Annotated in this window: 30 protein-coding genes and 2 tRNA genes; 18 read left to right on the top strand and 14 right to left on the bottom strand. The window is 68.7% G+C overall.

The window, feature by feature from the left end; all coding sequences use genetic code 11:
* Positions 1 to 24 precede the first annotated feature (24 nt).
* On the top strand, positions 25 to 975 hold the full coding sequence (locus ACIA58_RS06805) for a DUF4328 domain-containing protein (protein WP_396402617.1): 951 nt from the start codon (positions 25 to 27) through the stop codon (positions 973 to 975).
* Here the strand turns inward: ACIA58_RS06805 and ACIA58_RS06800 are convergent.
* Both ACIA58_RS06800 and ACIA58_RS06795 read right to left on the bottom strand, forming a co-directional pair.
* Entirely contained in the window at positions 963 to 1,718 is a 756-nt protein-coding gene (locus ACIA58_RS06800) for a protein phosphatase 2C domain-containing protein (RefSeq protein WP_396402616.1), read from the bottom strand. The two genes, ACIA58_RS06805 and ACIA58_RS06800, sit on opposite strands and share 13 nt — an antisense overlap.
* A gap of 4 nt (positions 1,719 to 1,722) precedes the next feature.
* A complete protein-coding gene (locus tag ACIA58_RS06795) occupies positions 1,723 to 2,619 on the bottom strand; it encodes an NAD-dependent epimerase/dehydratase family protein (RefSeq protein WP_396402615.1) in 897 nt (298 codons plus the stop codon).
* Positions 2,620 to 2,730: 111 nt separating this feature from the next.
* Here ACIA58_RS06795 and ACIA58_RS06790 point away from each other — a divergent pair, with 111 nt between their 5' ends.
* Positions 2,731 to 3,333: a pentapeptide repeat-containing protein gene (locus ACIA58_RS06790; protein ID WP_396402614.1), complete on the top strand. Its 603-nt coding sequence runs from the start codon at positions 2,731 to 2,733 to the stop codon at positions 3,331 to 3,333.
* 92 nt (positions 3,334 to 3,425) lie between these two features.
* Here the strand turns inward: ACIA58_RS06790 and ACIA58_RS06785 are convergent, their stop codons facing one another.
* A complete protein-coding gene (locus ACIA58_RS06785; protein ID WP_396402613.1) occupies positions 3,426 to 4,076 on the bottom strand; it encodes a VanZ family protein in 651 nt (216 codons plus the stop codon).
* A 245-nt stretch (positions 4,077 to 4,321) separates the two neighbouring features.
* Between ACIA58_RS06785 and ACIA58_RS06780 the strand changes: the two genes are divergently transcribed.
* The 4 genes from ACIA58_RS06780 to ACIA58_RS06765 all read left to right on the top strand — a co-directional run bounded on the left by ACIA58_RS06780 (position 4,322) and on the right by ACIA58_RS06765 (position 7,547).
* Positions 4,322 to 5,149, top strand: coding sequence for an endonuclease/exonuclease/phosphatase family protein (locus ACIA58_RS06780; protein ID WP_396402612.1), 828 nt, complete (start codon positions 4,322 to 4,324; stop codon positions 5,147 to 5,149).
* A 127-nt stretch (positions 5,150 to 5,276) separates the two neighbouring features.
* Positions 5,277 to 5,690, top strand: coding sequence for a hypothetical protein (locus tag ACIA58_RS06775; RefSeq protein ID WP_396402611.1), 414 nt, complete (start codon positions 5,277 to 5,279; stop codon positions 5,688 to 5,690).
* Between the two features lies 1 nt (position 5,691).
* The gene (locus tag ACIA58_RS06770; protein WP_396402610.1) at positions 5,692 to 6,918 is read left to right on the top strand and encodes a sensor histidine kinase; all 1,227 of its coding nucleotides are present in this window, start codon (positions 5,692 to 5,694) and stop codon (positions 6,916 to 6,918) included.
* A complete protein-coding gene (locus ACIA58_RS06765) occupies positions 6,915 to 7,547 on the top strand; it encodes a response regulator (protein ID WP_396402609.1) in 633 nt (210 codons plus the stop codon). Before ACIA58_RS06770 ends, ACIA58_RS06765 begins: the two co-directional genes overlap by 4 nt.
* On the opposite strand, the gene ACIA58_RS06760 is transcribed toward ACIA58_RS06765, so the two are convergent.
* The 3 genes from ACIA58_RS06760 to ACIA58_RS06750 all read right to left on the bottom strand — a co-directional run bounded on the left by ACIA58_RS06760 (position 7,544) and on the right by ACIA58_RS06750 (position 10,794).
* Positions 7,544 to 8,155 (bottom strand): FMN-binding negative transcriptional regulator, encoded by a 612-nt coding sequence (locus ACIA58_RS06760; RefSeq protein ID WP_396402608.1) that lies wholly within the window; start codon positions 8,153 to 8,155, stop codon positions 7,544 to 7,546. The genes ACIA58_RS06765 and ACIA58_RS06760 overlap by 4 nt on opposite strands.
* An 88-nt stretch (positions 8,156 to 8,243) precedes the next feature.
* Positions 8,244 to 8,882, bottom strand: a complete 639-nt coding sequence (locus ACIA58_RS06755; RefSeq protein ID WP_396402607.1) for an SDR family NAD(P)-dependent oxidoreductase — start codon at positions 8,880 to 8,882, stop codon at positions 8,244 to 8,246.
* Between the two features lie 55 nt (positions 8,883 to 8,937).
* A complete protein-coding gene (locus ACIA58_RS06750) occupies positions 8,938 to 10,794 on the bottom strand; it encodes a glycoside hydrolase family 127 protein (protein WP_396402606.1) in 1,857 nt (618 codons plus the stop codon).
* Between the two features lie 161 nt (positions 10,795 to 10,955).
* On the opposite strand from ACIA58_RS06750, the gene ACIA58_RS06745 reads away from it, so the two are divergent.
* Genes ACIA58_RS06745 through ACIA58_RS06720 form a run of 6 tightly spaced genes read left to right on the top strand, consistent with a single transcriptional unit; the run spans position 10,956 to position 17,084 of the window.
* Positions 10,956 to 11,996 (top strand): LacI family DNA-binding transcriptional regulator, encoded by a 1,041-nt coding sequence (locus ACIA58_RS06745; RefSeq protein ID WP_396402605.1) that lies wholly within the window; start codon positions 10,956 to 10,958, stop codon positions 11,994 to 11,996.
* A complete protein-coding gene (locus ACIA58_RS06740; protein WP_396402604.1) occupies positions 11,993 to 12,919 on the top strand; it encodes an ABC transporter permease in 927 nt (308 codons plus the stop codon). The genes ACIA58_RS06745 and ACIA58_RS06740 overlap by 4 nt, the downstream gene beginning before the upstream one ends.
* Positions 12,919 to 13,785, top strand: a complete 867-nt coding sequence (locus tag ACIA58_RS06735) for an ABC transporter permease (protein ID WP_396402603.1) — start codon at positions 12,919 to 12,921, stop codon at positions 13,783 to 13,785. The genes ACIA58_RS06740 and ACIA58_RS06735 overlap by 1 nt, the downstream gene beginning before the upstream one ends.
* Before the next feature lie 35 nt (positions 13,786 to 13,820).
* A complete protein-coding gene (locus ACIA58_RS06730) occupies positions 13,821 to 15,332 on the top strand; it encodes an ABC transporter substrate-binding protein (RefSeq protein ID WP_396402602.1) in 1,512 nt (503 codons plus the stop codon).
* Positions 15,329 to 16,342 (top strand): ABC transporter ATP-binding protein, encoded by a 1,014-nt coding sequence (locus tag ACIA58_RS06725; protein WP_396402601.1) that lies wholly within the window; start codon positions 15,329 to 15,331, stop codon positions 16,340 to 16,342. Before ACIA58_RS06730 ends, ACIA58_RS06725 begins: the two co-directional genes overlap by 4 nt.
* Positions 16,335 to 17,084, top strand: coding sequence for an ABC transporter ATP-binding protein (locus ACIA58_RS06720; protein ID WP_396402600.1), 750 nt, complete (start codon positions 16,335 to 16,337; stop codon positions 17,082 to 17,084). The genes ACIA58_RS06725 and ACIA58_RS06720 overlap by 8 nt, the downstream gene beginning before the upstream one ends.
* Here the strand turns inward: ACIA58_RS06720 and ACIA58_RS06715 are convergent.
* Together ACIA58_RS06715 and ACIA58_RS06710 are read right to left on the bottom strand one after the other, a co-directional pair.
* Positions 17,081 to 17,860, bottom strand: a complete 780-nt coding sequence (locus tag ACIA58_RS06715; RefSeq protein ID WP_396402599.1) for an LLM class flavin-dependent oxidoreductase — start codon at positions 17,858 to 17,860, stop codon at positions 17,081 to 17,083. The two genes, ACIA58_RS06720 and ACIA58_RS06715, sit on opposite strands and share 4 nt — an antisense overlap.
* A gap of 37 nt (positions 17,861 to 17,897) precedes the next feature.
* Positions 17,898 to 18,449, bottom strand: a complete 552-nt coding sequence (locus ACIA58_RS06710) for a TetR/AcrR family transcriptional regulator (protein ID WP_396402598.1) — start codon at positions 18,447 to 18,449, stop codon at positions 17,898 to 17,900.
* A 54-nt stretch (positions 18,450 to 18,503) separates the two neighbouring features.
* On the opposite strand from ACIA58_RS06710, the gene ACIA58_RS06705 reads away from it, so the two are divergent.
* Genes ACIA58_RS06705 through ACIA58_RS06685 form a run of 5 tightly spaced genes read left to right on the top strand, consistent with a single transcriptional unit; the run spans position 18,504 to position 21,175 of the window.
* Positions 18,504 to 18,896, top strand: coding sequence for a nuclear transport factor 2 family protein (locus tag ACIA58_RS06705; protein WP_396402597.1), 393 nt, complete (start codon positions 18,504 to 18,506; stop codon positions 18,894 to 18,896).
* 39 nt (positions 18,897 to 18,935) lie between these two features.
* On the top strand, positions 18,936 to 19,631 hold the full coding sequence (locus ACIA58_RS06700) for a VOC family protein (RefSeq protein WP_396402596.1): 696 nt from the start codon (positions 18,936 to 18,938) through the stop codon (positions 19,629 to 19,631).
* A gap of 10 nt (positions 19,632 to 19,641) precedes the next feature.
* Positions 19,642 to 20,118, top strand: a complete 477-nt coding sequence (locus ACIA58_RS06695) for an NUDIX hydrolase (RefSeq protein WP_396402595.1) — start codon at positions 19,642 to 19,644, stop codon at positions 20,116 to 20,118.
* Between the two features lie 41 nt (positions 20,119 to 20,159).
* On the top strand, positions 20,160 to 20,690 hold the full coding sequence (locus tag ACIA58_RS06690; RefSeq protein ID WP_396402594.1) for a DinB family protein: 531 nt from the start codon (positions 20,160 to 20,162) through the stop codon (positions 20,688 to 20,690).
* 32 nt (positions 20,691 to 20,722) lie between these two features.
* Positions 20,723 to 21,175, top strand: a complete 453-nt coding sequence (locus ACIA58_RS06685) for an NUDIX hydrolase (protein ID WP_396402593.1) — start codon at positions 20,723 to 20,725, stop codon at positions 21,173 to 21,175.
* A 51-nt stretch (positions 21,176 to 21,226) separates the two neighbouring features.
* Here the strand turns inward: ACIA58_RS06685 and ACIA58_RS06680 are convergent, their stop codons facing one another.
* A complete protein-coding gene (locus ACIA58_RS06680; RefSeq protein ID WP_396402592.1) occupies positions 21,227 to 21,658 on the bottom strand; it encodes a phosphotransferase in 432 nt (143 codons plus the stop codon).
* A gap of 7 nt (positions 21,659 to 21,665) precedes the next feature.
* On the opposite strand from ACIA58_RS06680, the gene ACIA58_RS06675 reads away from it, so the two are divergent.
* Positions 21,666 to 22,013: a VOC family protein gene (locus tag ACIA58_RS06675; protein ID WP_396402591.1), complete on the top strand. Its 348-nt coding sequence runs from the start codon at positions 21,666 to 21,668 to the stop codon at positions 22,011 to 22,013.
* A gap of 50 nt (positions 22,014 to 22,063) precedes the next feature.
* On the opposite strand, the gene ACIA58_RS06670 is transcribed toward ACIA58_RS06675, so the two are convergent.
* The 5 genes from ACIA58_RS06670 to gyrA form a co-directional block, all read right to left on the bottom strand.
* Positions 22,064 to 22,139: transfer RNA gene (locus ACIA58_RS06670), tRNA-Ala, on the bottom strand.
* Between the two features lie 10 nt (positions 22,140 to 22,149).
* On the bottom strand, positions 22,150 to 22,281 hold the full coding sequence (locus ACIA58_RS06665) for a DLW-39 family protein (RefSeq protein ID WP_233714837.1): 132 nt from the start codon (positions 22,279 to 22,281) through the stop codon (positions 22,150 to 22,152).
* 51 nt (positions 22,282 to 22,332) lie between these two features.
* Positions 22,333 to 22,406 (bottom strand) — tRNA-Ile (locus ACIA58_RS06660).
* A gap of 97 nt (positions 22,407 to 22,503) precedes the next feature.
* The gene (locus ACIA58_RS06655) at positions 22,504 to 23,379 is read right to left on the bottom strand and encodes a DUF3566 domain-containing protein (RefSeq protein WP_396402590.1); all 876 of its coding nucleotides are present in this window, start codon (positions 23,377 to 23,379) and stop codon (positions 22,504 to 22,506) included.
* Positions 23,379 to 26,036 (bottom strand): DNA gyrase subunit A, encoded by a 2,658-nt coding sequence (gene gyrA, locus ACIA58_RS06650; RefSeq protein WP_396402589.1) that lies wholly within the window; start codon positions 26,034 to 26,036, stop codon positions 23,379 to 23,381. Before gyrA ends, ACIA58_RS06655 begins: the two co-directional genes overlap by 1 nt.
* Positions 26,037 to 26,071: the final 35 nt, after the last annotated feature.

Here is a 26,071-nt window from a genome sequence, read left to right as displayed (position 1 = left end):
ACTTGGCTGCGGGGAGGTGGAAGGGTGACTCAGCCTTATCCGGGGCCGAACAGGGGACCGTGGCCGTACCCGGTGCCGTACCAGCCGCTGCCGTACCAGCCGCCGCCTCGGTACCGGCCGCTGCGGAAGGTCGCGATCGTCAGCATCGTGCTGATGGGGCTGACCGCGCTCGCGGCGGTGATCCAGTCGGTGCTCCTCTGGCGGTCGTACGACGACGTCAAGCGTCTCGTGTACGGGTTGCTCTCCGAGGAGGAGATCGATCGCGGCGTCGAGTCGATCTCCGGCACCGGCCCACTGCTGAACCTGGTCAGCTACCTGCTGATGGGGACCGGGATCGCCTTCCTGATCTGGCTGTGGCAGGCCCGCGAGAACACCGACTTCCTGCACTCACCCTTCGCACCGCGCCCCGCGATCCCCGCTGACCCGATGCGCGGTCCGCACCGGCGGGCCACCGGCTGGGTGGTGGGGGCCTGGTTCTGCCCGATCGTGCAGTTCTGGTACCCGTTCCAGATCGTCCAGGACGTCACCAGGGCCAGCGAACCGACCGGCGAGGGCCGGCCGCGGTCCGGCCGGGTCCGCGCGTTGCTCTACAGCTGGTGGGCGACGTGGACGGCGTTCTGGGTGATCCTCGTCGGCGGTGGCGCCGTCGCGGTGATCGGCTTCATCGTGTGGTTCGTCCGCCTGATCCAGGTGTCGGAGAGCAGCGACGCGAGCAGTCCGTACGTCGACATCTACGACATGCAGGACTTCATGGTCCGGGTCGCGCTGGGTGTCGACATCGGCTTCACGGTCGCCACCGTCCTGCTCATCGTGGCCGCTGTCGCCGCGTCCCTGCTGATGCTCCAGGTCACCGGCTGGCAGCACACCCGGGCGATGCCGCCACCGATCCAGGACCTGCCGCGCCCGGTCGGGCCGCCGCAGTACGCCCCGCGGTACCACCGGCCCGGCCCGAACTTCCCGACCTACGGTCCCTGAAGCAGTACGACGCTCGCATCGTCGTACTGCTTGCCGCTCGTGGTGGCTGCGGCGTCGTGCGCCCGCACCCGCTCGACCAATCGACGGGGGCCTTCGCTGCTCAGTACGTCGAGCAGCTCCTCCCACGAGTGCCCGTACCGCTCGGTGTAGCGCGACGCCCCGTCGGTGAGGAGTGCGATCGCCTCGACGTCCGCGCGGTCCGTGGTGCCGACGACGGCCTCGTACGCCGCCTTGGGCTCGGTGCTCGCCACCCAGAAGCCACCGGGCTGGTTACGCAGCCGTCGTACGGTCTCGAGGGAGCGGTCGGGGAGAAGGTCGATGCGGTCATCGCTGTGGACGGTGATCCGGCCCTCGGGCGAGCGCATCACGACGGGTGAGTCGGCGAGGACCAGATGCTCCACGTGGTCAGGCCCGAAGCGGACCATCGCGACCGTGGACGACGGGCTGTCGGGATTGGCGACGTCGCAGGTGCCGGCGTGGGACGCGCGGACCGCCGTGATCGCGCCGGCGAGGAGGTCGGTCAACGGGGCGGACGAGTGCGTCAGGAGTGGGGTCGCGAGCTCGGTTGCCAGCCGCATGACCAGCCAGGCGACCGTGTGCCGGCAGCCAGAGTCCACCCGCACCCGAGGAGGACTGGCGCCGTCGAGGACGACGGCGAAGTCAGGTCCGGTCAGGACGAGGTCCTCGTTGACCGCAGGTGGTCGCCGGTCCGGCGCGGCCTCAGTGAGCGAGCGGATCTCCACGGCCCTATTGTCCAGAGGTAGCCGCCCAACTGTCGGCGAGGGACTGGTCGAGGGCGATCTTCGGCGACCACCCGAGCTGCTCCCCGATCAGCGTGGTGTCGGCCTGCTGCCACGGTGCACCGAGCGCGGTCTCCTGGTCGGCATCGTCCACGATGGTCGCCGGTTGGCCGCTCAGCTCGAACAGCTGGCCGGCTACATCGCGGGCCAGGGTCGCCCGCCCGGTGCCGACGTTCAGCACGGGCGGCAGGGTGGCGTCCGCGAGCGCGACCGCGAGGACGGCTTCGGCCGCGTCCCGGACGTCGACGAAGTCGCGCCAGACATCGAGCGAGCCGACCTCGATCAGGTGCCGCGCCCTGAGGTCCTGGATCACCCGTCCGGTGAGCGTGCTCGCCGGCGCCCCCGGCCCGATCACGTCGAAGATCCGGAGTACGACGGCATCCGCGCCGCCGCGCTGCGCCCGCAGGACGAGCTCCGAGCCGGCCAGCTTGGTCAGCCCGTACGGACCGAGCGGCCTCGGCACGGTCTGCTCGTCGAGGCTCGTGCCGTGCGGAGCGCCGCCGTACTCCGCCGCGGAGCCGAGCTGGACGAACCGGGCGTGGCCGGCGTTGTCCCGGAGCGAGGCGAGCAGGGCCTCGACGGCGATCACGTTCGCCCGGACCAGCTCGGCAGGCTCGCCGAGGGTGGCGCCGACCGCGTTGATGACCACCGTCGGCTTGTACATCCCGATCTGGGTATCCAGCGCGTACGGATGCATCGCGGCCAGGTCGCAGCGCCGGTACGGCTCGCTCCGGGTCCGGCTCAGGCCGCGGTACTCGACCCCGCGGTCGTCGAGCAGCGCGCAGATCCTGGCGCCGAGGAATCCCCCCGCGCCGAACACCATCACCCGCTCTGTTCCGGTCACCCCTCCATCGTGCGGTTCGTATTTGTCGGTCGCCCTACCGTTCTCCGTCGTCAGCATCACAGTGTCGGCACGGCGTGACAGGCTGAGGGCCCGAACAAGCGAGGGAGAGTCATGGCTGACCGACGACGAGGCGTGCCGACCGAGTCGACGATCCGGGACTGGGACGACGCGGACCCGTCCGGGCAGACCTACCAGCGGGTGCTGTTCGTCGACTCCGACCTCACCGAGGTGGACAACCGCGGCGGGGTGTTCGAGGAGTGCACGTTCCGCGGGGTCCGGTTCAACGCCTCGACCCACACCGACGCCGCGTTCGTGAACTGCACGTTCGTCCGGTGCTCGCTGTTCGACACGACGTTCACCCGCTGCAAGATGGTCGGCAGCTTCTTCGACGACTGCAGCTACAACCTGCTGAAGGTGAACGGCGGGGACTGGTCGTTCACCGCGCTCCCGGGCGCAGATCTGAAGGGGACCGATTTCAGCGGGGCGAAGTTCCGCGAGGCGGAGCTGACCGGGATCCGGGCGGCGAAGGCGTCCTTGCGGGACCTCGATCTGTCCGGAGCGAGCCTCCAGCGGGCCGATCTCACCGGCGCCGACCTGCGCGGATCGGACCTGTCGACCCTCGATCCACTGACCGTCACGCTCCGGGATGCCCGGATCGACATGACCCAGGCGATGGTCGTCGCGGCCTCGCTCGGGTTGGACGTCCGGCCGTGATCGACCGGGGCGGTGGGTGGGGAAGGTATCGGCACAGTTATCCCCAGGTAGTCACGCGGTCATCCCCCGTTCTATCCACAACCTGTGGATAACTATCCGGATAACTGTGTGTTCGTTCTGTGATATCTGACCGGCGCGCCCGGCCGGTTCGCCGGGACGAGGGTCCCGCGCCGATGCCGGGCCGGCCGCCGCGAGCGGCGTACGACGAGCAGCGCGGCGTGCTCCACGACGTACGGCGGGGTGACGACCAGGTAGCGGCTCCGGAGCAGGCTCTGCAGGCCGGCGACGAGCCCGACGCCGCAGAAGGCGCCGATCGAGTTCGCGATCAGGTCGTGCAGCTGGCACGAGCGGCCGAGCTGCGGGACCAGCGCCTGCACCGCCTCGACCGCGGCGGACATCCCGATCCCGGCGGCGATGCCGTCGCCGGGGCGGCCGCTGGCCAGCGTGAGCATGCCCGCGGCCGGGACGAACAGGATGATGTTGAGCAGGCCCTGGAGCGACGTCAGGCCACCGGTCGTGGTCAGGTGCGTGCCGCACTCGCCGACCTGGCCTAGGCGGTGCGCGGTCGGGCTGAGCGTCGCCGCGATGACCAGCGCGAACGCGGCCGGCATGCAGAACGCGGCCAGCCGGGGGATCAGGTCGCCCGGTCGGCGGAGTGCGGAAATGGCGATCGGCAGGGTCATGCCGGTGAGCACGAGCCAGGTGTCCAACAAGTGCGGGATACCGCGATAAGTCTCGAGCACGCGTCCGGACCCTCCCGTGGTCGACGGCTGCCTCGAACTCTCTCCTCGTCGATGTCGTTGCCTGACTCGACAATCTGCTGACCACTCCCGCTGCCGCCAGACCTGTCCGGACATCTGCACGCACCCGCAAACTCCCCGTGACAGTCCGTGCGCAAACTGTCACGGAAGAAAGGGGCTCGGGGCAACGATCGTGTGCCTGCCGGGGGCAGCTGGGTACCGGGGGCGCCCAGCCGGAAGGAGCAGCCGTGGTCGACCCACAGCTTCGCGCGATGACCTGGAACATCTGGTGGCGGTTCGGCCCGCGCTGGCGCGAGCGGCAACCGGGGATCCTCGCGACGATCGAACGGTTCGCACCGGACGTGATCGCGCTGCAGGAGGTCTGGAGTGCCGACGGAACGACCCAGGCGGACCAGTTCGCCGACGCGCTCGGGTTCCACGCTGTCTTCGCGGCGCCGTCGTACCCGCGGACGCCCGAGCCGGTGCTGACGCCGGATCACGACGGCGTGGAGCTGGGCGTCGCGCTGTTGAGCCGGTGGCCGATCATCGAGCACGACGCGATCCCGATGCGGGCGCGGCATCGGTCCTGGGATCCGGTCGTACTGCGGACCCGGGTGGCTCATCCGGCCGGTCCGCTGCCGATCGCGGTGGCGTGCCTGGAGCATGCGACCACCTTCAGCGACGACAGGCTGGCCCAGGCGGAACAGCTGGCCGACCTGGGCACGGACCCGTCCTCCGATGGGCCATGCCCGTCGCTGGTGATGGGCGATCTGAACGCCGCGGCCGACAGCGCCGTACTGCGTCCACTCCGCGACGTGATGATCGACGCCTGGCCGGCGGGCAACGGTGAGCCGGACGCGGTCACGCTGCCGTCCACCCATCCGTCGGCGCCGCTCGAAGCCGGCCCGGAGCTGGTCGATCAGCGGATCGACCACATCTTCTACCGCCCCGGCCACGAGGACCAGCTCGTCAACGTCGAGTCGGCCGTTGTCGCCGGCGACGCCGTGGACGGCTCGTTCCCCTCCGACCACCGGGCCGTCGTGTGCGATTTCCGCTGGCGGAACCGGCCGGGCTGAGGCGCTGTACGACTGCCGGGATCAACCGATCGGTTGAGGGAGGTGCAGCCGGGCGGGCGATGTGGGGACCGGGGTCCGAACGGGAGAGTCGAGGTATCGAGATCGACCCCCGAAACGGAGAACGAAGATGACCACCCCGGTGAACGTCGAACACCCGCGGAGCGTGGCCGCGTTGCGGAGCGTGCAACTGCTGGTGGCCGGCTACCTCGCGCTCAGCGTGCTGACCCTGATCGCCATCATTGCCCTACGCAACCACACGACGATCGTGAACGACGCGGTCTGGACCCGCGGCACCATCGTGGTCGCCAGCGCCGCGCTGACCTTCCTGTTCGCCCGGCGGGCGGCGCAGGGATCCCGGAAGGGATTCCTCCGGCTCCGGATCGTGTCGGCGGTGATGGTGGTCGCGATCGTCGCGATCATCTCCCTGCCGGGCACCTTCCCGCTGTGGATGAAGGGCGAGCAGGCCGTCTGCGGACTCCTGCTGCTCGGCGTCGCACTACTGGTGAACGGCAAGCACCTCCGTTCAGTGTTCACTTGCTGACATGAAAGAGCAGGTGTGGCCGCGGCGGTTGACGGTGGTGCCGTACGTGTTGCTTGCGTGCGTCGCCGCCGTCACCATCATGATCAAGCGCGAACAGCCCCGGTCGTTGACCGTGGACCTGGTGCTGTGCGGGCTGATCGGGCTGTGGACGGTCGGGATGTTCACGCTTCGTCCGGGCCGGCGGACCGAGACCCGTCCGATGGCGATCTTCGTCGCCGGGTTCGTCCTGCTGCTGGCTGTGCTCGTGGTCCGCGATCCGTGGTTCGGGTTCCTCACCCCGGCCGGGTATTTCTACACCTTCGCCCTGCTGCCGTGGCCCGGTGAACTGATCGGGATCGGGGCCGTCGCGGTCATCGCGGGCTGGGCGCAGTCGTACGACGTCCCCAAGACGAACGTGCTCGGCCTGCTCGGCTGCGCCGCGGTGATCGGGGTGAACGTGATCGGGATGTGCCTGGCGTCGTGGCTCGGCCGGCGCGGCGAAGTACTCAGCCAGCAGCGGCAGGACGCGGTCGACGCACTGACCGAGACCAACCGCCGGCTCGAGGAAACCCTGGCCGAGAACGCCGTCCTCCACGACCAGCTCCTCACCCAGGCCCGCGAGGCCGGCGTCATCGACGAGCGGCAGCGGATGGCCCGCGAGATCCACGACACCCTCGCGCAGGGACTGACCGGGATCGTCACCCAGCTCCAGGCGGCCGAGAACGCCGACGACTGGCGGCGCCATGTGTCGACCGCGGTCGGGTTGGCCCGCGAGAGCCTGACCGAGGCGCGGCGGTCGGTGCACGCGCTGCGTCCACAGCCGCTCCAGTCGGCCACGTTGGGCGAGGCGATCGCAGACGTCGTACGGCGCTGGTCGGCGTTGCACGGCATCGACGTACAGCTCACCACCACCGGCACGCCGCGGGTGATGACACCGGAGGCGGAGTCGACTCTGCTCCGTGCGGCTCAGGAGGCGCTCGTGAACGTGGCGAAGTACGCACAGGCGACCCGGGTGGGGGTGACGCTGTCGTACATGGAGAAGGAGGTCGCGCTCGATGTCCGCGACGACGGCGTCGGATTCGATCCAGCCCGCAGTACCCCGTCTGTGCCGTCTGTGGCCGGTGGGTTCGGGCTCGTCGCGATGCACCAGCGGGTCGAGGCGCTGAACGGGACGCTCTCGGTCGAGTCGGAGCCGGGTCTCGGTACGGCGATCTCCGCGACCGTGCCGCTGTCAGGAGCGTCGGCATGATCCGGCTGCTGATCGCGGACGACCACCCGGTGGTTCGGGACGGGCTGAGCGCGATGTTCGCGGCCGAGCCCGGGTTCGAGGTGGTCGGTCAGGCGGGCGACGGCGCGGAGGCGATCGACCTGGCCGAGACGCTGCGGCCGGACGTGATCCTGATGGATCTGCAGATGCCTGGCGTGAACGGGCTGGCCGCGATCAGCGCGCTCACCGAGCGCGCGGTGGCGTCCCGGGTGCTGGTGCTCACGACGTACGACACCGACGGGTACGTCGTACCGGCGATCGAGGCGGGCGCTACCGGGTATCTGCTCAAGGACGCGCCGCGGGACGAGCTCCTGCGCGCGGTACGCGCCGCCGCCGACGGGACCTCCGTGCTCGCACCGTCGGTGGCGAACACGCTGATGAACCACGTCCGTATGCCGCCCACCCCGGACATCGTCAGCCCGCGCGAACTCGAGGTCATCGAGTTGGTGGCCGCCGGCAACACGAACCGCGAGATCGCCGCCCACCTGTTCATCAGCGAGGCGACGGTCAAGACACACCTGCTCAACATCTACGCCAAACTCGGCGTACCGGATCGGGCCTCCGCTGTCGCCGAGGCGTTCAGGCGGGGACTGCTGAAGCCGTCCGGTTAGGGCCGGTGCCTGGCGACCGCGACGGCGCTGGGTTCTTCGCCGTCGGCGCGCAGGCCGTCGATCACTCCGTCGATGTCTGCGGCCGGGCGGTTCTGGCTGAGTTTGAACTTCGCCTCGATCCGGTGGATCGCCAGCTCGACGCCGACGATCGCCCGCAGTTGCCCCTGCAGGTACTTCGGCGGCGCATCGTCGACCGACCACGGCGCGGCGCGGCCCAGTTCGTGCTGATCCGACAACCGCCGTACGACGTCCTCGACCCACGCCGGATCGTCGTGGACGGTGAGCTCGCCGTACACGTGCGCGGTGAGGTAGTTCCAGGTCGGTACGACGCGACCGTGCTCCTGCTTGGACGCGTACCAGGCCGGCGAGACATAGGCGTCCGGTCCGCGCATGATCACCAGCGCGTCGCCGATCACCTCGCGCTGCCAGTGGTCGTTGTTGCGGGCAACGTGTCCGAGCAGCACGTTGCGCTCGCGGTCGTAGCTGAACGGCAGCATCGTCGCCACCAGCCCGTCCGGCGTCATCGTGATCAGATCGGCGGCGCCGTGGCCGGCCAGCAGCTCCTGTACCGCCTCGTCATCGGGTGCGAAGTGCTTGGGAACGTACACAGCAGAAGTCTGCCCACCTACCCCGGCAGAACGACAGGTCCAATCGGCGCGACCTTCACCAGGCCAAGTCAGATCACGTCAGATCACGTCAGATCACGACTTCGTGGATCCAATCCGCGGGCGCCTGCGTGTGGAGGCGCCAGTAGTGCTGTGCGATCTCGTCGGGATCCCAGCCGGTGCCGGGGCCGACTCCGCCGCTGACCGTGACGGTCGCGGCGTGGACGCCGGCGGCGCCGTACTGCTGGTCCAGCAGCGTCACGAGCGTGCGGACACCGGCCTTGCCCAGCGAGAGACTCGCGTAGTCGGGCTTCGGCAGCGGCATCCCACCGGTGATGAGGAACGAACCGTTGCCGCGCTCGGCCATCGCAGGGACGACGTGCGCGGCGGTGGTCATCGCCCCGATCACGTTCACCGCCCAGGCGTCGCGATGCTGCTGCGCGGTGAGGTCGCCCACCCGGTCGGCCTGGATGAGCGCTGCGTTGTAGACGACGACCTCCGGTACGCCGTACGCCTCGACGACCCGATCCAGCGCCGCCCGCAGCGCGACCTCGTCCGTCACGTCGGCGGTCACCGGCAGTACGTCAGCGCCCGCGAGCTCCTCCGCCGCCGCCTTCACCGTCGCCTCGGACCGCGCGAGCAATCCGGCGCTCATCCCCTCCCGCACGAACCGGCGCGCCACCGCGAGACCGATCCCGGGTCCGACTCCGACCACCACAACTCCAGCCATACCCTCGAGGATAAAGGTGACGCGTCACCGACGCGGCAGGAGGGTCCCGAGGTCGTCAGCTCGTAGGTATCCAGACGCGCATCGGGTAGAGGCCTCGGTTCGCCCAGGTGTAGTAGGGGATGAGGGTCAGGTCGACGTTCCCGGGCGACCTGGGTGACGTGCTGTGGGAGCGGTAGGGCTCGGGGGACTCGGGTACCGCCGCTCCCTTGGCGTGCAGGGTGGTGACGCCGCCGAGCAGCTCGGAGCGGGCGGTGGTGATCGCCGCTGCCGTGTCGAGCCGGAGGTCCTCCAGCGGTACGCCGGGTTGCTGGTCGGGTTGCTCCAGCGCGTAGACGAGTGGGCCGCGCGCGACGGTGACGCAGCCGCTGGTGGAGTCGACTCGGTCGTTGGAGACGAGCAGCCTTGGCTCCATCGGCAGGTGCAGCAGTACTTGGTCACCTGGCCGGAAGACACGCCGTACGCGGGCGTAGTCGCCCGCTGCGACCGGCTTGTCGTCGACAGTCGCATCTGTCGCCCACTCGGGGATGCGCAGCGCCAACTCGACTTCAGCGGCCGGCGCCTCCGTGACTGTCACTGCGACCCGGCCGTCCCACGGATAGTCGGTGTCGATGTCTACCGCGAACGATCCGGCCCGGAGCGTGCTCCCGGCGTACTGATGGATCTGCAGGCCGTCCGCAGTCCCAGTGGCGAGGTACGCCGGCAGGCTGGCGAGTGTGCGCATCACATTGGGCGGGCAGCACGCACAGTTGAACCAAGGCCGCCGTCCGTACGCCGGTGCGCGCTGCACGTCACCACGCGCGCCGGTCCGCCGGTGCAGCGTGTTCACGTAGAAGTAGTCCGCATCCTCGAGCGACACCGCCGGGAGGATCGCGTTGTACAGCAGCAGTTCGATCTGGTCGGCGTACGAGGACTCACCAGTTGCCAGGAGCAACCGCCAGGCCCACTGCAGTACGCCGATCGCGGCACACGTCTCGGCGTACGCGCGGTCCGGTGGCAGCTCGTAGTCGTCCCCGAACGCTTCACCGTCCCACCGCGACCCCACCGCGCCGGTCACGTGCTGCTTGTGCCGCCGCATGTTCTCGTACTGCCGACGTACCGCATCCAGCAGCTCCGCGTCACCGGTCTCGATCGCGACATCCGTTGCACCGGTGGCGAAGTACACCGCGCGTACGGCGTGGCCCTCGAGCGGACCGGCCTCGCGGACGGGTACGCGGTCGGAGTAGTGCGCAGGGTCGCCGTAGTGCGAGGGATCGAAGCCCGGTTTGGTTGCCTTCCCGTGACCCCTGGCGTCGACGAAGTGCTTTGCGAGGTCGAGATACGGGCGTACCCCGGTCTCGCGGTACAGCTCGACGAGGGCGGACTCGATGACCGGATGCCCTTCGAGTTCTGACCGTCCGTAGGGCCCAAAAGTGTGAGCGAGGTGGTCGGCAAACCGCGTGGCTACCTCCAACAGCGCCGTGTCGCCGGTGCTTCGGGCGGCGGCTACTGCGGCTTGGAACAGGTGCCCGGCGCAGTAGAGCTCGTGGCTGTTCCACAGGTGGGTGTACGGCTCCTCGCCGCGGACCTGGATCGCCGAGTTGAGGTAGCCGTCGTCGCGTTGCGCCGCGGTGATGGTCCGAGTGAGCTCCGCCAGTTGGTCCGGCTGCGAACCGTCCCACGCCACAGCCTCCAGCCACTTGTAGACGTCGGAGTCGCGGAAGCTCCCACCTTGTGCGTCGCCGCTCGCCTCGCCGGCGGCGATCCGCAGGTTGCCGAGATTCCCGGCGGCTTCGAGCCGCTCCCGGCCGAGCGGGATCGCGGCGCGGTTGGCGGCCATCCGGCCGGCCCAGAATCCGCCCGTCACCCGGGCCGCCGACAGCGGGTGCAACGTCACGGCCGCGACCGTGGTCGGTACCGCGGGGGAAGGCTGCATGCGCCGGACGCTAGACCTCGCCAGGACCCGGACACCAGATGCTAATGGGGATTAGCTGCTAATACCCAGCTAATCAATGTGAGCTCTTGACACCTGCTCGAAACGCTGGCGAAACTTCCGGAACCGCAGTGGTAGGGCGTATTAGCAGGAAGGAACCCAGGTTGAGCCGCACACCGGCCAAGAGACCCACGCAGGCCGACATCGCCCGGCTCGCGGGGGTCAGCCAGGCGACCGTCTCGCTGGTGCTCAACGAGCGCGACGCGAGTATCCGGATCAGCCCGGCGACCCGCGAGCGAGTGCTGACCGTGATGCGCGAGTGGGGGTACGTCGCGAACGCGTCGGCCCGCTCGCTGGCCGGCGGCCGCAACAAGATCATCGGCGTCTACACGTTCGAGCCGGTGTTCCCGACCAGCGGCGTGGACTTCTACTTCCCGTTCCTGCTCGGCATGGAGCAGGAGGCAGCCGAGCTTGGGTACGACCTGCTGCTGTTCACCAGCGCCGGCGGCGAGCGGCAGATCTTCCGCGACGGCTCGACCCGGCTCTGGCACGCGGACGGCGCGCTGCTGCTCGGCCGCGATCCCAACGCCGAGGAGATCGAGCGCCTGCGCGACTCCGGCTACCCGTTCGTGTACGTCGGTCATCGTGAGGTCTCGGGCCCACCGGTGTCGTACGTCGCGGCCGACTACGCCGGTGCGACCCAGCAACTCACCGAGCGGCTGTTCGAGCTGGGTCACCAGCGCGTGGCGTACGCACGGATCGGCAACGGCGGCGCCCAGCCCAGTCGTGATCGCGAAGGCGGCTTCCGGCAGGCAACGCCGTCCCAGCACCTCGCCGGACCGGTGTGGACGCTCGACAGCGTTGCGGAGGTGGACGGCCTGGTGGAGGAGTTGCAGCGCGGCGGCATCACCGCAGTCCTCGCGGAGCAGCAGCTACTGGCCGAGGAGCTGCTGGTCTGCGCGACTCGGCGCGGTCTGAGCATCCCCGCGGACCTGAGTGTCGTCGAGCTGGGCGATTCGACCGGTGCGCGGCACGACGGCACTCCGTGGACCGGGCTGATCGTGCCGCGCGAGCTGATGGGCCGTCAGGCGATGGCGCTACTGGTGCAACTGCTGGAAGCACCCGACTCCGGTGCACTCAGCGAAAGCGTCCGGTGCGGGTTCGCGCCCGGTGCGACGGTCGGACCTCCCAAGGAGCTTCCATGATTCGCGTTGTGGTCAAGCGACTGCTGATCGGCGTGCTGGTGATGTGGGGCGCTGCGTCGCTGATCTTCCTGATCGTCCGGGTAGCGCCGGGTGACCCAGTCTCGATTCTGCTCGGTCCGGATGCGACCCAGGACCAGATCACGGACCTCACCGCTTCACTCGGGCTGCAACGACCCCTGGCCGTGCAGTACGTCGACTACCTCGGTCACGCCGTACGGCTCGACTTCGGTGACTCGTACCGGCTCGGGCACCCCGCGATGGCCGAAGTACTCGAGCGGCTGCCGGCCACTGCGGAGCTCATGCTGGCGTCCACGCTGATCGCAGTGGTGTTCGGCCTGATCCTCGGGCTGCTCGCGGGCGGTCGGCCGGGCAGCGTGGTCGACCGGGTGGTGTCTGCGTCGGCGATCGCGCTGCAGTCGTTCCCGACGTTCTGGATCGGCATCATGCTGATCCTGGTGTTCGCGCTGGCGCTGCGGTTGCTGCCGAGTTCCGGCTCCGGTACGCCGCAGCACCTGATCCTGCCGGCCATCACGATGGCGCTTCCGTTCACGGCGATCGTCGCGCGGCTGACGCGGACCAGCGTGGCCGAGACGTTGCGCGAGCCGTACATCCAGACGGCGAAGTCCAAGGGCCTCACCGACCGTCAGGTGCTGCTCGGGCATGCGCTCCGCAACTCACTGCTGCCGGTCGTCACGATCGTCGGCCTGCACATGGGCGGTCTGATGGGCGGCGCCGTGATCGTCGAGAACGTGTTCGCCTGGCCGGGGCTCGGTTCGCTGGTCGTCGATTCGGTGACCAATCGCGACTACGAGGTCGTGCAGGCGGCGACGTTCGTGATCGCCGGCATCGTGATGCTCTTCAATCTGGCCGCCGACCTCGTCTACTCCCAGCTCGATCCGCGCATCCGCCTGGAGGGCAGCTGATGGCCACGCTCGCGGTGACTCGTCCGCTCGCCGTCCGCCGGGTCGGTTCCTGGCTCGGCAAGATCCCGTACGTCGTCCTCGCGATCTACGCACTGGTCGCGGGGATCGGCCCGCTGGTGATGGACTACAACCCGATCCGCACGTCGCTCGACGACCGGCTGCTCAAGCCCGGATCGCATCTGTCCACCGGCGGTACGGCGTGGCTCGGCACGGACGGCCTCGGCCGCGACGTGCTCGCCCAGGTGGTCTACGGCGCCCGGACGTCGATCCTGATCGGTATCGCGACGGTCGTGGTGTCCTGCGTCGTCGGCGTCACGATCGGCACCGTCGCGGGGTACTTCCGCGGCTGGCTCGACACGTTCCTTGCCAGGGGCATCGACATCCTGCTCGCCTTCCCGGCGATCCTGCTCACGATCGTGATCGCCGGCGCGTTCGAGCGCAGCGTACCGGTGGTCGTGATCGCACTGGCCGCGACCGCGTGGATCTCGTTCGCCCGGGTGACCCGCAGCGTCGCGCTGTCGTTGCGGGAACGCGCCTGGGTCGATGCGGCCCGGGTGCTCGGCGTACGCCGCAGGTCGATCCTGTTGCGCCACGTCGTACCGTTCACGATCGGTCCGGTGGTCGCGCTCGCCACGCTCGAGTTCGCGCTCGTGGTGCTCGCCGAGGCCGGCCTGAGCTTCCTCGGCATCGGGCTGCCGCCGTCGGCGGTGTCCTGGGGACAAACCATTGCCAACGGCAAGCAGTACCTCGACAGCGCATGGTGGATCTCGGCCCTGCCCGGCTTCGCCCTGTCGCTGCTGATCGTCAACATCGGCATCCTCGGTGACCAGCTCACCGCCCGTTACGGACGCGGACATCTCCACTGATGACGCGTCGACTCCCGCGGAAGGCAGACAACCTCATGATCCCTCTGACACGGCGGGCGGCACTGACACTCGGGGTCGCCGCCACGATGGCCCTCACCGCCTGCTCCAGTGCCACGAGCGGCGGCGGCTCGGGCTCCGGCGGCGGCGAGGTGGTCATCGCCGGCACCTACCCGGTGGACAGCATCGATCCCGGCGGCCCGCAGGGCGGCGGCACCGGGCCGCAGATGGTCGAGCAGCAGATCTTCAGCCGGCTGGTCCGCACCAAGACGGACGGTTCGGTCGAGGGTGATCTGGCAACCTCGTGGAAGCCCGATGCGACCGCGAAGACCTGGACGTTCACACTGCGGAAGGGTGTGAAGTTCAGCGACGGGTCCGCGTTGAAGGCTGCCGATGTGGTGGACTCCTTCAAACGGTTCACCGGCCTCAAGGGGACGAACGCGGCGAACTTCCCCGGCTACACGATGACGGCGCCGTCCGACGACACCGTCGTACTCACGGCGACCAAGCCTGACGCCGCGATCCCGCGCAAGCTGGCGGTGTTCTTCGTGCTGCCGTCGGGTGTCGGCGCGAACGACACCGCGTTCTTCGACAAGCCGGTCGGGACCGGGCCGTTCAAACTGGACAAGTTCAGCCCGAACGAGATCGTCCTGGTGCCGAACGCGTCGTACTACGGTGGCGCGCCAAAGGTCACCAAGGTGACGATCAAGAAGATGCCCGAGCTCGCGGCCCGGCTGACCGCGCTACGCACCGGCGAAGCGGATGTGGTCTGGGGGATCCCGGACGACCAACTGTCCGAGGTGCAGAAGGACTCGACGCTGAACGTCCAGATCGTGCAGAGCTCGGCCGTCTACACGATGTGGTTCAACTCGTCGACGCCGGCGTTGAAGGACGCTGCCGTACGCCGGGCGCTGTGGCAGGCGGTCGACTTCCCGACCATCATCAAGAAGCTGTACCCGCAGACGGGCTCGCTGTCGGACTCCGTGGTGTCCAAGCAGACCCTCGGGTATGTCGCGCAGACGCCGGTCAAGTACGACCCGGCCGCGGCGAAGGCGGCGCTGACCGCGGCCGGCTTCGACTTCGGGACGAAGCTGCGGCTGCAGTTCGCGAACGCGGAGTTCCAGCAGTTCAACCAGGCGGTCGTGTCCGACCTCGCGAAGATCGGCGTACAGGTCGACCTGCTGCAGAAGGAGCAGGCCGTCTTCACCAAGGACCTGCTCGCGCTCAACTGGGACGTCAACTTCCAGCAACTGTCGAACCCGATGCTCGACGCGGCGAACACCGTCGGCCGGCTCTACCCGTGCGCGGCCAAGCGCAACGGCTACTGCAACCCGGCGCTGGACAAGCTGATCTCCCAGGCCGCGGCCAGCACGGACGAGCAGCAGCGGGTGAAGCTGTACGGCGAGGCGGAGAAGATCATCTGGGACGACGCGGTCGGCATGTTCCCGATGGCCGTGAAGTACGCCTACGCGTGGAACAAGCGCCTCAGCGGCTTCACCCCCGACCCGAACGGCCTCCCCGACTTCTCCAAACTGCAGGTCAACTCTTGATCCGCGACGACTTGTCCGTAGCCGCGCCGGACACTGCGACCGAAACCCTGCTGAAGGTGTCCGGGCTGGCCGTCGACCTGCCTGGGCGGTCGGGTGCGGTGCGGGTCGTCGACGAGGTGTCCTTCGACATCCCGTCGGCAACCACGGTCGGCCTGATCGGCGAATCGGGCTCGGGCAAGACAATGACAGCCAACGCGCTGATAGGCCTGCTCCCGGACGGCGCTCGGGTGGGCGGCTCGCTCAGTTGGCGCGGCGAGGAGTTGCTGACGGCAACTGCTTCTCGTCGCCGGGCGCTGCGCGGGCACGAGATCGCGATGATCTTCCAGGACCCGCTGGCCGCGCTCAACCCGACCCAGACCATCGGGCGTCAGGTCGGCGAGATCCTGCGCCGGTCCGGGCAGTCGCGGTCCGCGGTGCGCGATCGGGTGGTCGAGTTGCTCGACCGCGCGGGGATCCCTTCGCCGGCGGAGAAGCTTGGCAGCTTCCCCCATGAGTTCTCCGGCGGCATGCGCCAGCGCGCCGTGATCGCGATGGCCCTGGCCGGCAGTCCGTCGCTGCTACTCGCCGACGAGCCGACGACCGCGCTCGACGTGACCGTGCAGGCGCGGATCCTTCGGCTGCTCCGCTCCATCCAGGAGGACGCCGGCCTCTCGATGCTCCTGGTCAGCCACGACCTGCGGGTGATGGCACACGTCGCTCATCAGGTCGTCGTCATGTACGCCGGCCGCGTGGCCGAGCGCGGCGCGACGTCCGCCGTACTGCGGCAGCCCGCGCACCCTTACACCAGGGCATTGGTCGACAGCGTTCCCGCAGTACGCACGAAGACTGCGCTGGCGCATCCGTTGCCAGGCACGCCGGCGACGCCCGCGAACCGGCCGGCCGGGTGTGCGTTCCATCCGCGTTGCCCGCTGGCGCGTGAGCGGTGCCGGACCGAGCAGCCGGCGTTGCGGTCGGTTACACCGGGGCGTTGGACCGCGTGCCACTTCGCCGAGGAGGTGCTCGATGCTTGAGGTCCGGGATCTGCGCGTCACGTTCGGCCCGCGGCGCAAGCCGTTCGTGGCTGTGGGCGGCGTGAGCCTGACCGTTGGCGACAACGAGACCGTCGGGCTGGTCGGGGAGTCCGGGTCGGGCAAGACCACGGTGGCCCGATCGATCGTCGGCCTGGTCCGGCCTGCGTCGGGTTCGATCACGTACGACGGGCGCGCGGTGCCGCCCGGTACGCGACGGCCCGGAGAGCTGCAGCGTGCGATCCAGATGGTGTTCCAGGATCCGCGGTCGTCGCTCAATCCCCGGATGACCGTCGCCTCGATCATCGGGGAAGCCTGGCGCACCCACCCGGCAGCGACTGGCTCGGCCGATCTTGACCAACTGCTCGCGGATGTCGGACTCGACCCGTCCGTCGCCGGTCAGCGCGCCGGTCAGCTCTCAGGTGGTCAATGCCAGCGCGTCAGCCTGGCGCGCGCACTGGCCGTGAAACCGCGGTTGCTGGTCTGCGACGAAGCGGTCTCGGCGTTGGACGTCTCGGTCCAGGCCCAGATCCTCCGTCTCCTCGACGACCTCCGCCAGCGGCACAACCTCTCGATGCTGTTCATCTCCCACGACCTCGGCGTCGTACACCAGATCGCGGACCGGATCGCCGTGATGCGCCGCGGCGTACTCGTCGAGGAGGGCGCGGCCACCGACGTACTGGGCTCACCGCAGCACGAGTACACCCGGAGCCTGCTGGATGCGGCGTTGGAGCTGAACAGCTAGCTCCGCAGTCCGGCTGCCTCGTCGTAGTCGCGGCGCCAGTCGCCCGTGGGCGGCAGGATGATGCGCTCCACGCCGGCTGCTTCGTAGGCGGCCAGCTGTTCTGCTGGATCGGGGCCGAGCTGGGGTGCCACCACGGTCGCCTTCAGTTGCTTGCCATCGGCAAGTTCGTTGATGCGGTCCAGGTTCGCACGGACCTCGTCCGGTGTCGCCGCGATCGTTGCCCAGCCGTCGGCGTACCGCGCCGCCCGGCGATATGCGCGCGGACCGTTGCCTGCGACAAAGATCGGCGGCACCGGCGAGCCGGGGGAGAGCGTCACGTCCAGGTCCGGCCCGATCGTCGCGGACTTGCCGGCAATCAGATCGGGCAGTACGGCGAGTGCCTCGTCCGTCAGCCGTCCACGCTCCGCGAACTCCACGCCGGCCGCCCGCCAGCCGATGTCACCATGTGCCGGATTGCCTGTGCCCACGCCGACGACCAGCCGGTTGTTCGACACGAGCTGCAGTGTGTTGATCTCCTTCGCCGCCCACGCAACCGGCCGCAGCGCCAGCAGCATCACGTTGTACCCGATGGTTAACCGCTCGGTCACCGCGGCCGCGGTCGCGAGTACGACGGCGCTGTCGAGCAGCGGCGCACTCGCGACCAGATGATCCGTCGACCACACCGAGTCCAGCCCGACGCTCTCGGCGTACCGCGCGCTCTCCCGCACATCCCCGAGGATCGGGCGCTCGGGATCCGGCGTCGACGTCGGGAGGATGACTCCGATCTCAAGGCTCATACTTCGGGCCAACCCCGGCCCGGACGACCGTATTCCGTCAGGCGTTGGTCAGCGAGTGCACCGCCGGGCCGAGGAGCTCCACGATCTTGTCGGGGTCGGCGTCGGCGAGGTGGTCCAGTTTGAGCAGGTGGCGCCCGAGCACGACACCGATGAGTACGGCGCTCACCACATCGGCTCGGAGCGCGCCGTCGGGGCCAGGGATCGCCTTGCTGATGTTGCTCCCGCGGACCTGCGCGTTGCCTCGGACCTCGTCGGCCGCGTCGGGATGGGTCAGCATCGAGCGCAGCGCGGCGAGTGAGGCGACCGGCTCCTCGATCAGCGACTGCCGGAGGCGCTCGAGCAACTGCGCGGCGATCTCCTCGGGCGTGCCGCCGATCACCGGCCTGTTGTCCGTCTCGGCCGCACGCGCGAACAGCTGCTGCTTGCTGCCGAAGTAGTGCATCACCAGGCCCGGATCGACCTGCGCGGCCGCGGCGACGGCGCGGATCGTCGTGCGGTCGTACCCGGTCTCGGCGAACAGCCTTCGTGCCTCGGTGAGGATCCGCTCCTGCGTCTCGATGCGCCGGCGGTCGCGGGTGGTCTCGTTCACCGAATTCATTCTACAGGTGTTGAATGTCTGTGGCTTTCGTTCTACGGTCGTTGAATGACTCCTTTGGAAGTACTTGACCTCCGCCGCCGCCACCTCGTCGACCGCGACTTCGAATCGTTCGTGGAGCTCTTCGCGGAGGACGGCGTGATCGAGATGCCGTTCGCCGTCGCAGGCCTGCCCGAACGGTTGGTCGGCCGCGAAGAGATCCGCAAGTTCTCACTGCGCGCCGCCGAGCACCCCGTCGAGATCATCGACCTCCGCACTGTCCAGCTGCACGAGACTGCCGACCCGGAGGTCGTGGTCCTCGAGCTGATCACGGAGGCGCGGCACACGACTACTGGCGTGCCGTTCCAGGCCCGCTGCATCCAGGTCTTCCGGATCCAGGACGGCAAGATCAAACTCTTCCGCGACTATGTCGGCGCCCAGACCGTCCCCGATCTGAACTGATCCCTCGACATGCCGGCCGGGTTCGGGTTCGGTGGTCGGGTGAGTCTGACGATTCGGAACGTCGTGTTCGCGTGCCCGGGGAACACGCCGGAGAGCTATGACCTCGGGGCGCGGCCGGTGGCGAACTTCTATGCCGAGCTGCTCGGGATGGAGATCCTCCACGAGGACTGGTTCATCGTCGGCGGCGAGGCGTCCGCCCTGCGTCTCGGGTTCGGCGACGGGCCGATCGATTACCAGCCGCCGGGGTGGCCCGATGGGGCGCAGCAGATGCACCTCGACATCGCCGTACCCTTGTTCGTCGCGCCGCCTGGGGCTCGGCTGCTGCGGGACAGCGGTGAGTGGCAGGTGTACGCCGACCCGATCGGGCACCCGTTCTGCTTGTACGAGCAGCCGGTGGACGGTGCCCGCGTCGTACGCATCGTCATCGACTGCCCGGACCCGCCTGCGCTTGCCGCGTTCTACAGCGCTCTGCTCGACCGGCCGGAGCGCGAGCTCGACACTCCTTCCCGCGTAGTCCTCGCCGGGGCGCCTGGGTTGGCCTTCCAACGCTCGGACTCGCCGGCGCCACGCTGGCCCGACCCTGCTTATCCCCAGCAGGTGCATTTGGATCTGCTCACCACCGACGTACCCGCTGCCCGGGCTCACGCGATGGACGTCGGCGCGCAACCTCTGCAAACGACCGGTACCTACCACCACGTGTTCGCGGACCCGGCCGGTCATCCCTTCTGCATTTAGAGTCCCGTGGGTGAGTAGACGACTGGCGGCGTACGCCGTGTGCATCGAAGACGGGCGGGTCCTCCTGGCGCGGTACGTCTCGCCGCGCGGCAACGGCACCTGGTGGACGCTCCCCGGCGGGGGTGTCGAGCCGTGCGAGGACCCGTTCGACACGGTGGTCCGCGAGGTCGCCGAGGAGACCGGCTGCACCGCTGTCGTCGAGCGACTGCTCGGCGTCGACTCCCGGATCATCCCCGCCGCCGAGCGGAACCACCCCGGCCCCGAGGACCACCAGAACATCGGCATCTACTACGCCGCCCGCATCACCGCCGGCACCCTCCGCCCAGAACCCAACGGCGAAACCGCCGAATCCGCCTGGACCCCGGTCGGCGAGGTCGCCAGCCTCCACCGAGCCGCCATCGTCGACATCGGCCTGGCCCTCGCCCGAACCCGCCCACCCACGGGCCACGTCCCACCCGTCGCCGTCGGCGGTTTGATCGAACAATAGGCAGGTTGTCGATCCACGGACCGGTGAAGCATCGGACCATCGTGACCGACATCGTGATTGAGAAAGTGCTCAGACCGGAGCGGGTTCTCGCCGGGTCGTGGCTGGAGGTAATTGCCTCGAACCTCGACTACCACCGGGCGACGTTCCTGTGGAAGTGCGAGGGTCTGTCGGACGGTCAGCTGCGGCAACGATCCGTGCCCTCGTCTGACTTGACGCTGCTGGCTCTCATGCGCCACCTGCAGGGCGTCGAGCGCTACTGGCTGCAACATCGTCTCGCCGACGCCTCGCCGCAGTACCACCCCTACAAGATGTACGCCGCCGCCGACGGCTCCGACTGGTTCGACGAGTCGGATCCCACGCCGGCGAAGGAGGTGTACGCCGACTACCTGGCGGCCTGCGCCGACTCCAGGTCGTTGTTCCCACCGAGCAACGTCACGCGCATCGTCGCCAACCCCGAGTTCGGCAGTACCGACCTTCGCTTCATCCTCACCCATGTCATCGAGGAATACGCCCGCCACACAGGCCACGCCGACCTCCTCCGCCAATCCCTCGACGGCGCCACCGGAGAATAGTGCGATAGTCGTCGGTTGTGTATGAGCTTCCTGTGTTGAATACGGACGGGTCGGTGCTGCTCACCTTCGAGCCGCTGGATGAGGACCAGCTCGGCAGCTTGGATCCGTCCGTGCCGTTGACCGCGTCGCTCGTTGTGCTGTGGTGCGGCCACGAGTGCCTGATGGTCTTCAACCGGTACCGCCAAGCGTGGGAACTGCCCGGCGGCATGCTCGATCCAGGCGAGTCCGCGCGCGAAGCCGCAGTACGCGAACTCGCTGAGGAAAGCAGCCAACGCGCAGACTCCCTCGACTTCGCCGGCGTGGCAAAGATCCGGGTCGCACCCGACGACCGCCTCGAGTACCTCGCGATCTACCGCGGCCAGGTCGCCTCGCCCCAGCCCTTCACGCCGAACGACGAGATGTCCGACGCCGTCTGGTGGAACCCGAGCGAACAACTGCCCGACCTGTTCCCAATAGACGCCGCACTCGCCCACCTCTGCCCCTAGAACTTCCTTGCACCTCCTGCTCGTCGCGGAGTCCCCTGAGCGCGCGTCGGCCTAGCCTCGTTCCCAGAAGCTGTCGGAGTCGTCGAGGCCGATGTAGTACGCAATCCGCGGATCGTCGGGATCGCCGCCGTACCGCTCGACGAAAGAACGCGCCGCGGGCACGAGTCCGTACCGCGGATTCCGTCCATTCGCGAGGCTCTTGTACATCAGCGCGAGGTCGACGTACCTGTCACCCATGCCGAGCTTGCCCACGTCGAGCATGCCGGCGAACTGCAGGGTCTCCGGATCGAGGAAGACATTCGGCGCCGCATAATCTCCGTGCGTAACAACGTCGCGCGCGCCCGGAAACGGCGAGCCGAACGGCGAACTGGGCAAGGCGTGCAATTCACGGAGCCCAGTCGCGATCGCGGTCAGCACGGCGGGGTGGTCGGCAACCGCCCAGTCGTCGGACACATCCCGACCACGCAGCTCCGTCGTCAACATCCAGCCGTTGCCCCGGTCAACGATTCGCGGTGAGTTGGCCGACTTCTATCACCGGTTGCTGGGCTGGCCGATCGTCGACGTCGGCCCGAAGGGTGGCTGGGCCCAGCTGCAACCGCCCGAGGACGAGACGGGACCAACGATCAACATCGAGGAGGACCGTGCGCACAGACGGCCGATCTGGCCGAGCCAGCCCGGCCACCAAACCGCCACCATGCACCTGGACATCGGTGTCGACGACCTCGACGCCGCCGTCACCTGGGCCATCGAAGCAGGCGCAACCCAGTCAGAACACCAGCCGCAGCAGAACGTCCGCGTAATGCTCGACCCACACGGCCACCCGTTCTGCCTGTCCTGACCAAGAACGACCGGCCGACGATGGCCCCCTAGCACCGCCTGGGGAGGATTTGGTGGAGACGAGGGGACTTGAACCCCTAACCCCTGCCTTGCAAAGGCAGTGCTCTGCCAGTTGAGCTACGCCCCCGTGAGGGTGGTCAGCGACCCGGGGTTACCGAGTCGACGGCCTCGGCCCAGAGGTCCTTGTCGGCGCGGGACTGCTGGGTCTTCTTGTAGGCGAAGTATCCACCGATGCCGGCCAGCAGCACCAGCAGGAGCTTCTTCAGCACTGGAACTCCTCGGATCGCGCCACAACTGAGGCTGGGACATAAAGGTGAGGGTGGGCCTAACTGGACTTGAACCAGTGACCTCTGCCTTATCAGGGCAGCGCTCTAACCGTCTGAGCTATAGGCCCGCGTACTGCGGTGTCGAACCCGGGAGAGATTACCGCACCAAGTGCCCTACTCCCAAACCGGTTCCGGCCGGGCCGCACCGGGCCCGGCCGCAGCCGATCAGTCCTCCGACGCCAGCGTGACTTCGAGGCCGCCGAGCAGCGTGGCGGCGATGTTGTACAGGAAGGATCCGAGCGTGGCGAGCGCGGTGATGATGAGCACATCGGCGCAGGCCAGCAGCGTGGTGAAGCCCATCACCTTGCCGGTGTTGATGTAGTTCTCGACCCGGAACGGCTCGGCGGTCGGCGTGCCCAGCACCTCTTGCACCGTGCTGTTGATGTTGTCGAACACCCCGGCCGCGCCGATCGCGGACCAGATGATGAAGACCGCCACCCAGGTCACGATCCCGAAGGCGATCGACAGCAGGAACGCCGTCTTCATCACCGACCACGGGTCGATCCGGGACATCCGCAGCCGCGCCTTGCGGGTCTGTGGCCGACTCGAGGTCTTGGCGTCCTTCTCGGCGAGCCGGGACTGCCGGGCCTCTTCGCGATCCGCCTTGTCCGACTTCACCGCGGAGGCCTTGTCGACCACGGCCTGACGCGCCGCGCTCACCCGGTCACCGAACGACTCGGTCTTCGCCACGGGATTCTCGTACGGCGCGGCGGCCGCGGGGGTCGCCGTACCGGGGGAGGCACCTGGGGACCATGGCTCCGGGCGGCCCGGCGTGCTCGGGGCGGGGCGAGCCGCGGGCTGCTGGGGAAGCGACGGAGCGCCGGCGCTCGGAGTGGCCGGCCGCGGCTGCGGACGGTACTCCGACGAGGACGGGCGCTGGCCGTTCGGCGTCCTCGGCGGGCTGCTCGGCACACCGTTGGAACGACCGTTGGAGGCCGGGTTGGCCGGGGCAGCAGACGGCTTCCCACCCGGCGCCGTGCGCTGGGATTTGGAGCTGTCGGCCGCACCTTCAGGCCATGTCGGCCTCGCGCGGTTGGTCATCAGTCACCCTCCTGGCCGGCTTCGTCGTCTTCGACGGTAGCCGCGCCGTCCACGTCCGTCGAACGTTCGTCATCATTCTGGACGCTCTCAGAGGTGGTTTCGGTTGTCGATCCGTCCACATTCTGGGCACTTTCGGTGACGGTACCCTCCTCGGCCGCCTCCGATTCCTCCAGAGCGACGGTCAGATCGGTGTTCCGAGCGATCGCGACCACGGCGTCGGACTCGCCGACCCCGGCGAACCGGACGCCCATCGTGTCGCGGCCCTTGACCGGCACGCTGTCGACCCGGCTGCGGACGACCTGGCCGCTGGCCTTGATCGCGAGCACCTGGTCCTCGTCGACGACGATGATCGCGCCGACCAGCGAACCGCGCTCGTCGTTCAGCTTCACCGCCTTGATGCCGAGACCGCCGCGGCCCTGCTGCCGGTACTCCGACACGCGCGACCGCTTGGCGTAGCCGGCGTCGGTGACGGTGAAGACGAACTGGGTGTCCTCCTCGGAACCGGCCCGGATCACCGACATCGACAGCAGCTCGTCGCCGGAGCGGAACTTCATGCCGGTCACGCCAGAGGTGGCCCGGCCCATCGGCCGCAGCTGCTCGTCGTTCGCGGTGAAGCGGATCGACTGGCCCTTGCGGGACACCAGCAGCAGGTCGTCACCGGCGGTGGCCAGGTCGGCGCCGATCAGCTCGTCGTCCTCCTCGCGGAAGTTGACCGCGATGATGCCGCTCTGCCGCGCCGAGTCGTAGTCGCGCAGCGCGGTCTTCTTGACCAGGCCCTTCTTGGTCGCGAGCACCAGGTAGTCGGACTGGTCGTAGTCGCGCAGCGTCAGAACCTGCGCGATCTCCTCGTCCGGCTGGAACGAGAGCAGGCCGGCGACATGCGAACCCTTGGCGTCCCGGGCCGACTCGGGCAGCTGCCACACCTTGGCCCGGTAGACCCGGCCCTTGGTGGTGAAGAACAGCATCCAGTGGTGGTTCGTGGTGGCGAAGAAGTGGTTGATCTCGTCCTCGGCCCGCAGTGCCGCGCCGCGGACGCCCTTGCCGCCCCGGTTCTGCGTCCGGTACAGGTCGGTCTTGGTCCGCTTCGCGTAGCCGCCACGGGAGATCGTGACGACGACCTCCTCGTCCGGCACCAGGTCCTGCACCGACAGGTCGCCGTCGGCGGCGATGATCTCGGTACGCCGCTCGTCGCCGTACCGCTCGACGATCTCGCTGAGCTCGTCCTTGACGATCGTGCGCTGCCGCTCGGGGCTGGCGAGGATGTCCTCGAGGTCGGCGATGATCGCCTCGAGCTCCTGCAACCGCTCGATGATCTTCTGGCGCTCCAGGGCGGCCAGCCGGCGCAGCTGCATGTCCAGGATGGCCTGGGCCTGGATCTCGTCGATGTCGAGCAGCTGCATCAGGCCGGTGCGGGCCTCTTCGACGTCCGGGCTGCGCCGGATCAGCGCGATGACCTCGTCGAGGGCGTCCAGCGCCTTCACGTACCCGCGGTAGATGTGCGCGTTCTTCTCGGCCTCGCGCAGACGGAAGCGGGTCCGCCGCTGGATGACCTCGATCTGGTGGTCGATCCAGTGCTTGATGAACAGGTCGACACTCAGCGTCCGCGGTACGCCGTCGACGAGCGCGAGCATGTTGCAACCGAAGGTGTCCTGCAGCTGCGTGTGCTTGTAGAGGTTGTTCAGTACGACACGCGGCTGCGCGTCCCGCTTCAGCACCACGACCAGCCGCTGACCGGTCCGGGACGAGCTGTCGTCGCGGATGTCGGCGATGCCGTTCATCTTGCCGGTGTTGACCAGCTCGGCGATCTTCAGCGCCAGGTTGTCCGGGTTGACCATGTACGGCAGCTCGGTGACGACCAGGCTGGTCCGGCCCTTGGCGTCTTCCTCGATGTCGACCACCGCGCGCATCGTGACCGAACCACGGCCGGTGCGGTACGCGTCGTCGATGCCCTTGTAGCCGACGATCAGCGCGCCGTTCGGGAAGTCCGGGCCCTTGATGTTCTGCAGGCAGGCGTCGAGCAATTCCTCGCGGGTCGCGTCCGGGTGCTCGAGCGCCCAGTCGACCGCGGCCGCGACCTCGCGCAGGTTGTGCGGCGGGATGTTCGTCGCCATGCCGACCGCGATACCCGACGAGCCGTTGACGAGCAGATTCGGGAAGCGGGCCGGCAGGATCACCGGCTCCTGCGACTTGCCGTCGTAGTTGGGCCGGAAGTCGACCGTGTCCTGGTCGATGTCGCGGACCATCTCCATCGCCAGCGGCGCCATCCGGCACTCGGTGTACCGCATCGCGGCCGCCGGGTCGTTGCCGGGCGAGCCGAAGTTGCCCTGGCCCTGGATCAGCGGCGCCCGCATCACCCACGGCTGCGCCAGCCGGACCAGGGTGTCGTAGATCGCCGAGTCGCCGTGCGGGTGGTACTGACCCATGACGTCACCGACGACGCGGGAGCACTTGTTGAAACCACGGTCCGGCCGGTAGCCGCCGTCGTACATCGCGTAGAGGATGCGGCGGTGCACCGGCTTGAGGCCGTCGCGGACCTCGGGCAGCGCGCGGCCGACGATCACGGCCATCGCATAGTCGAGGTACGACTGCTGCATCTCGGTCTGCAGGTCGAGCGGCTCGACCCGGTCGTGGCCCGGCGAGGTGGGGGTCTCGGTCATGAATAAGTCCCGTTCAGATCAGTACGTCGGAGGGC

It is taken from the genome of Kribbella sp. NPDC051586, from assembly GCF_044453965.1.
GTDB lineage: Bacteria > Actinomycetota > Actinomycetes > Propionibacteriales > Kribbellaceae > Kribbella.
The sequence above is the reverse complement of the archived record's forward strand: the minus strand, read 5'-3'. Positions and strand labels throughout refer to the sequence as shown.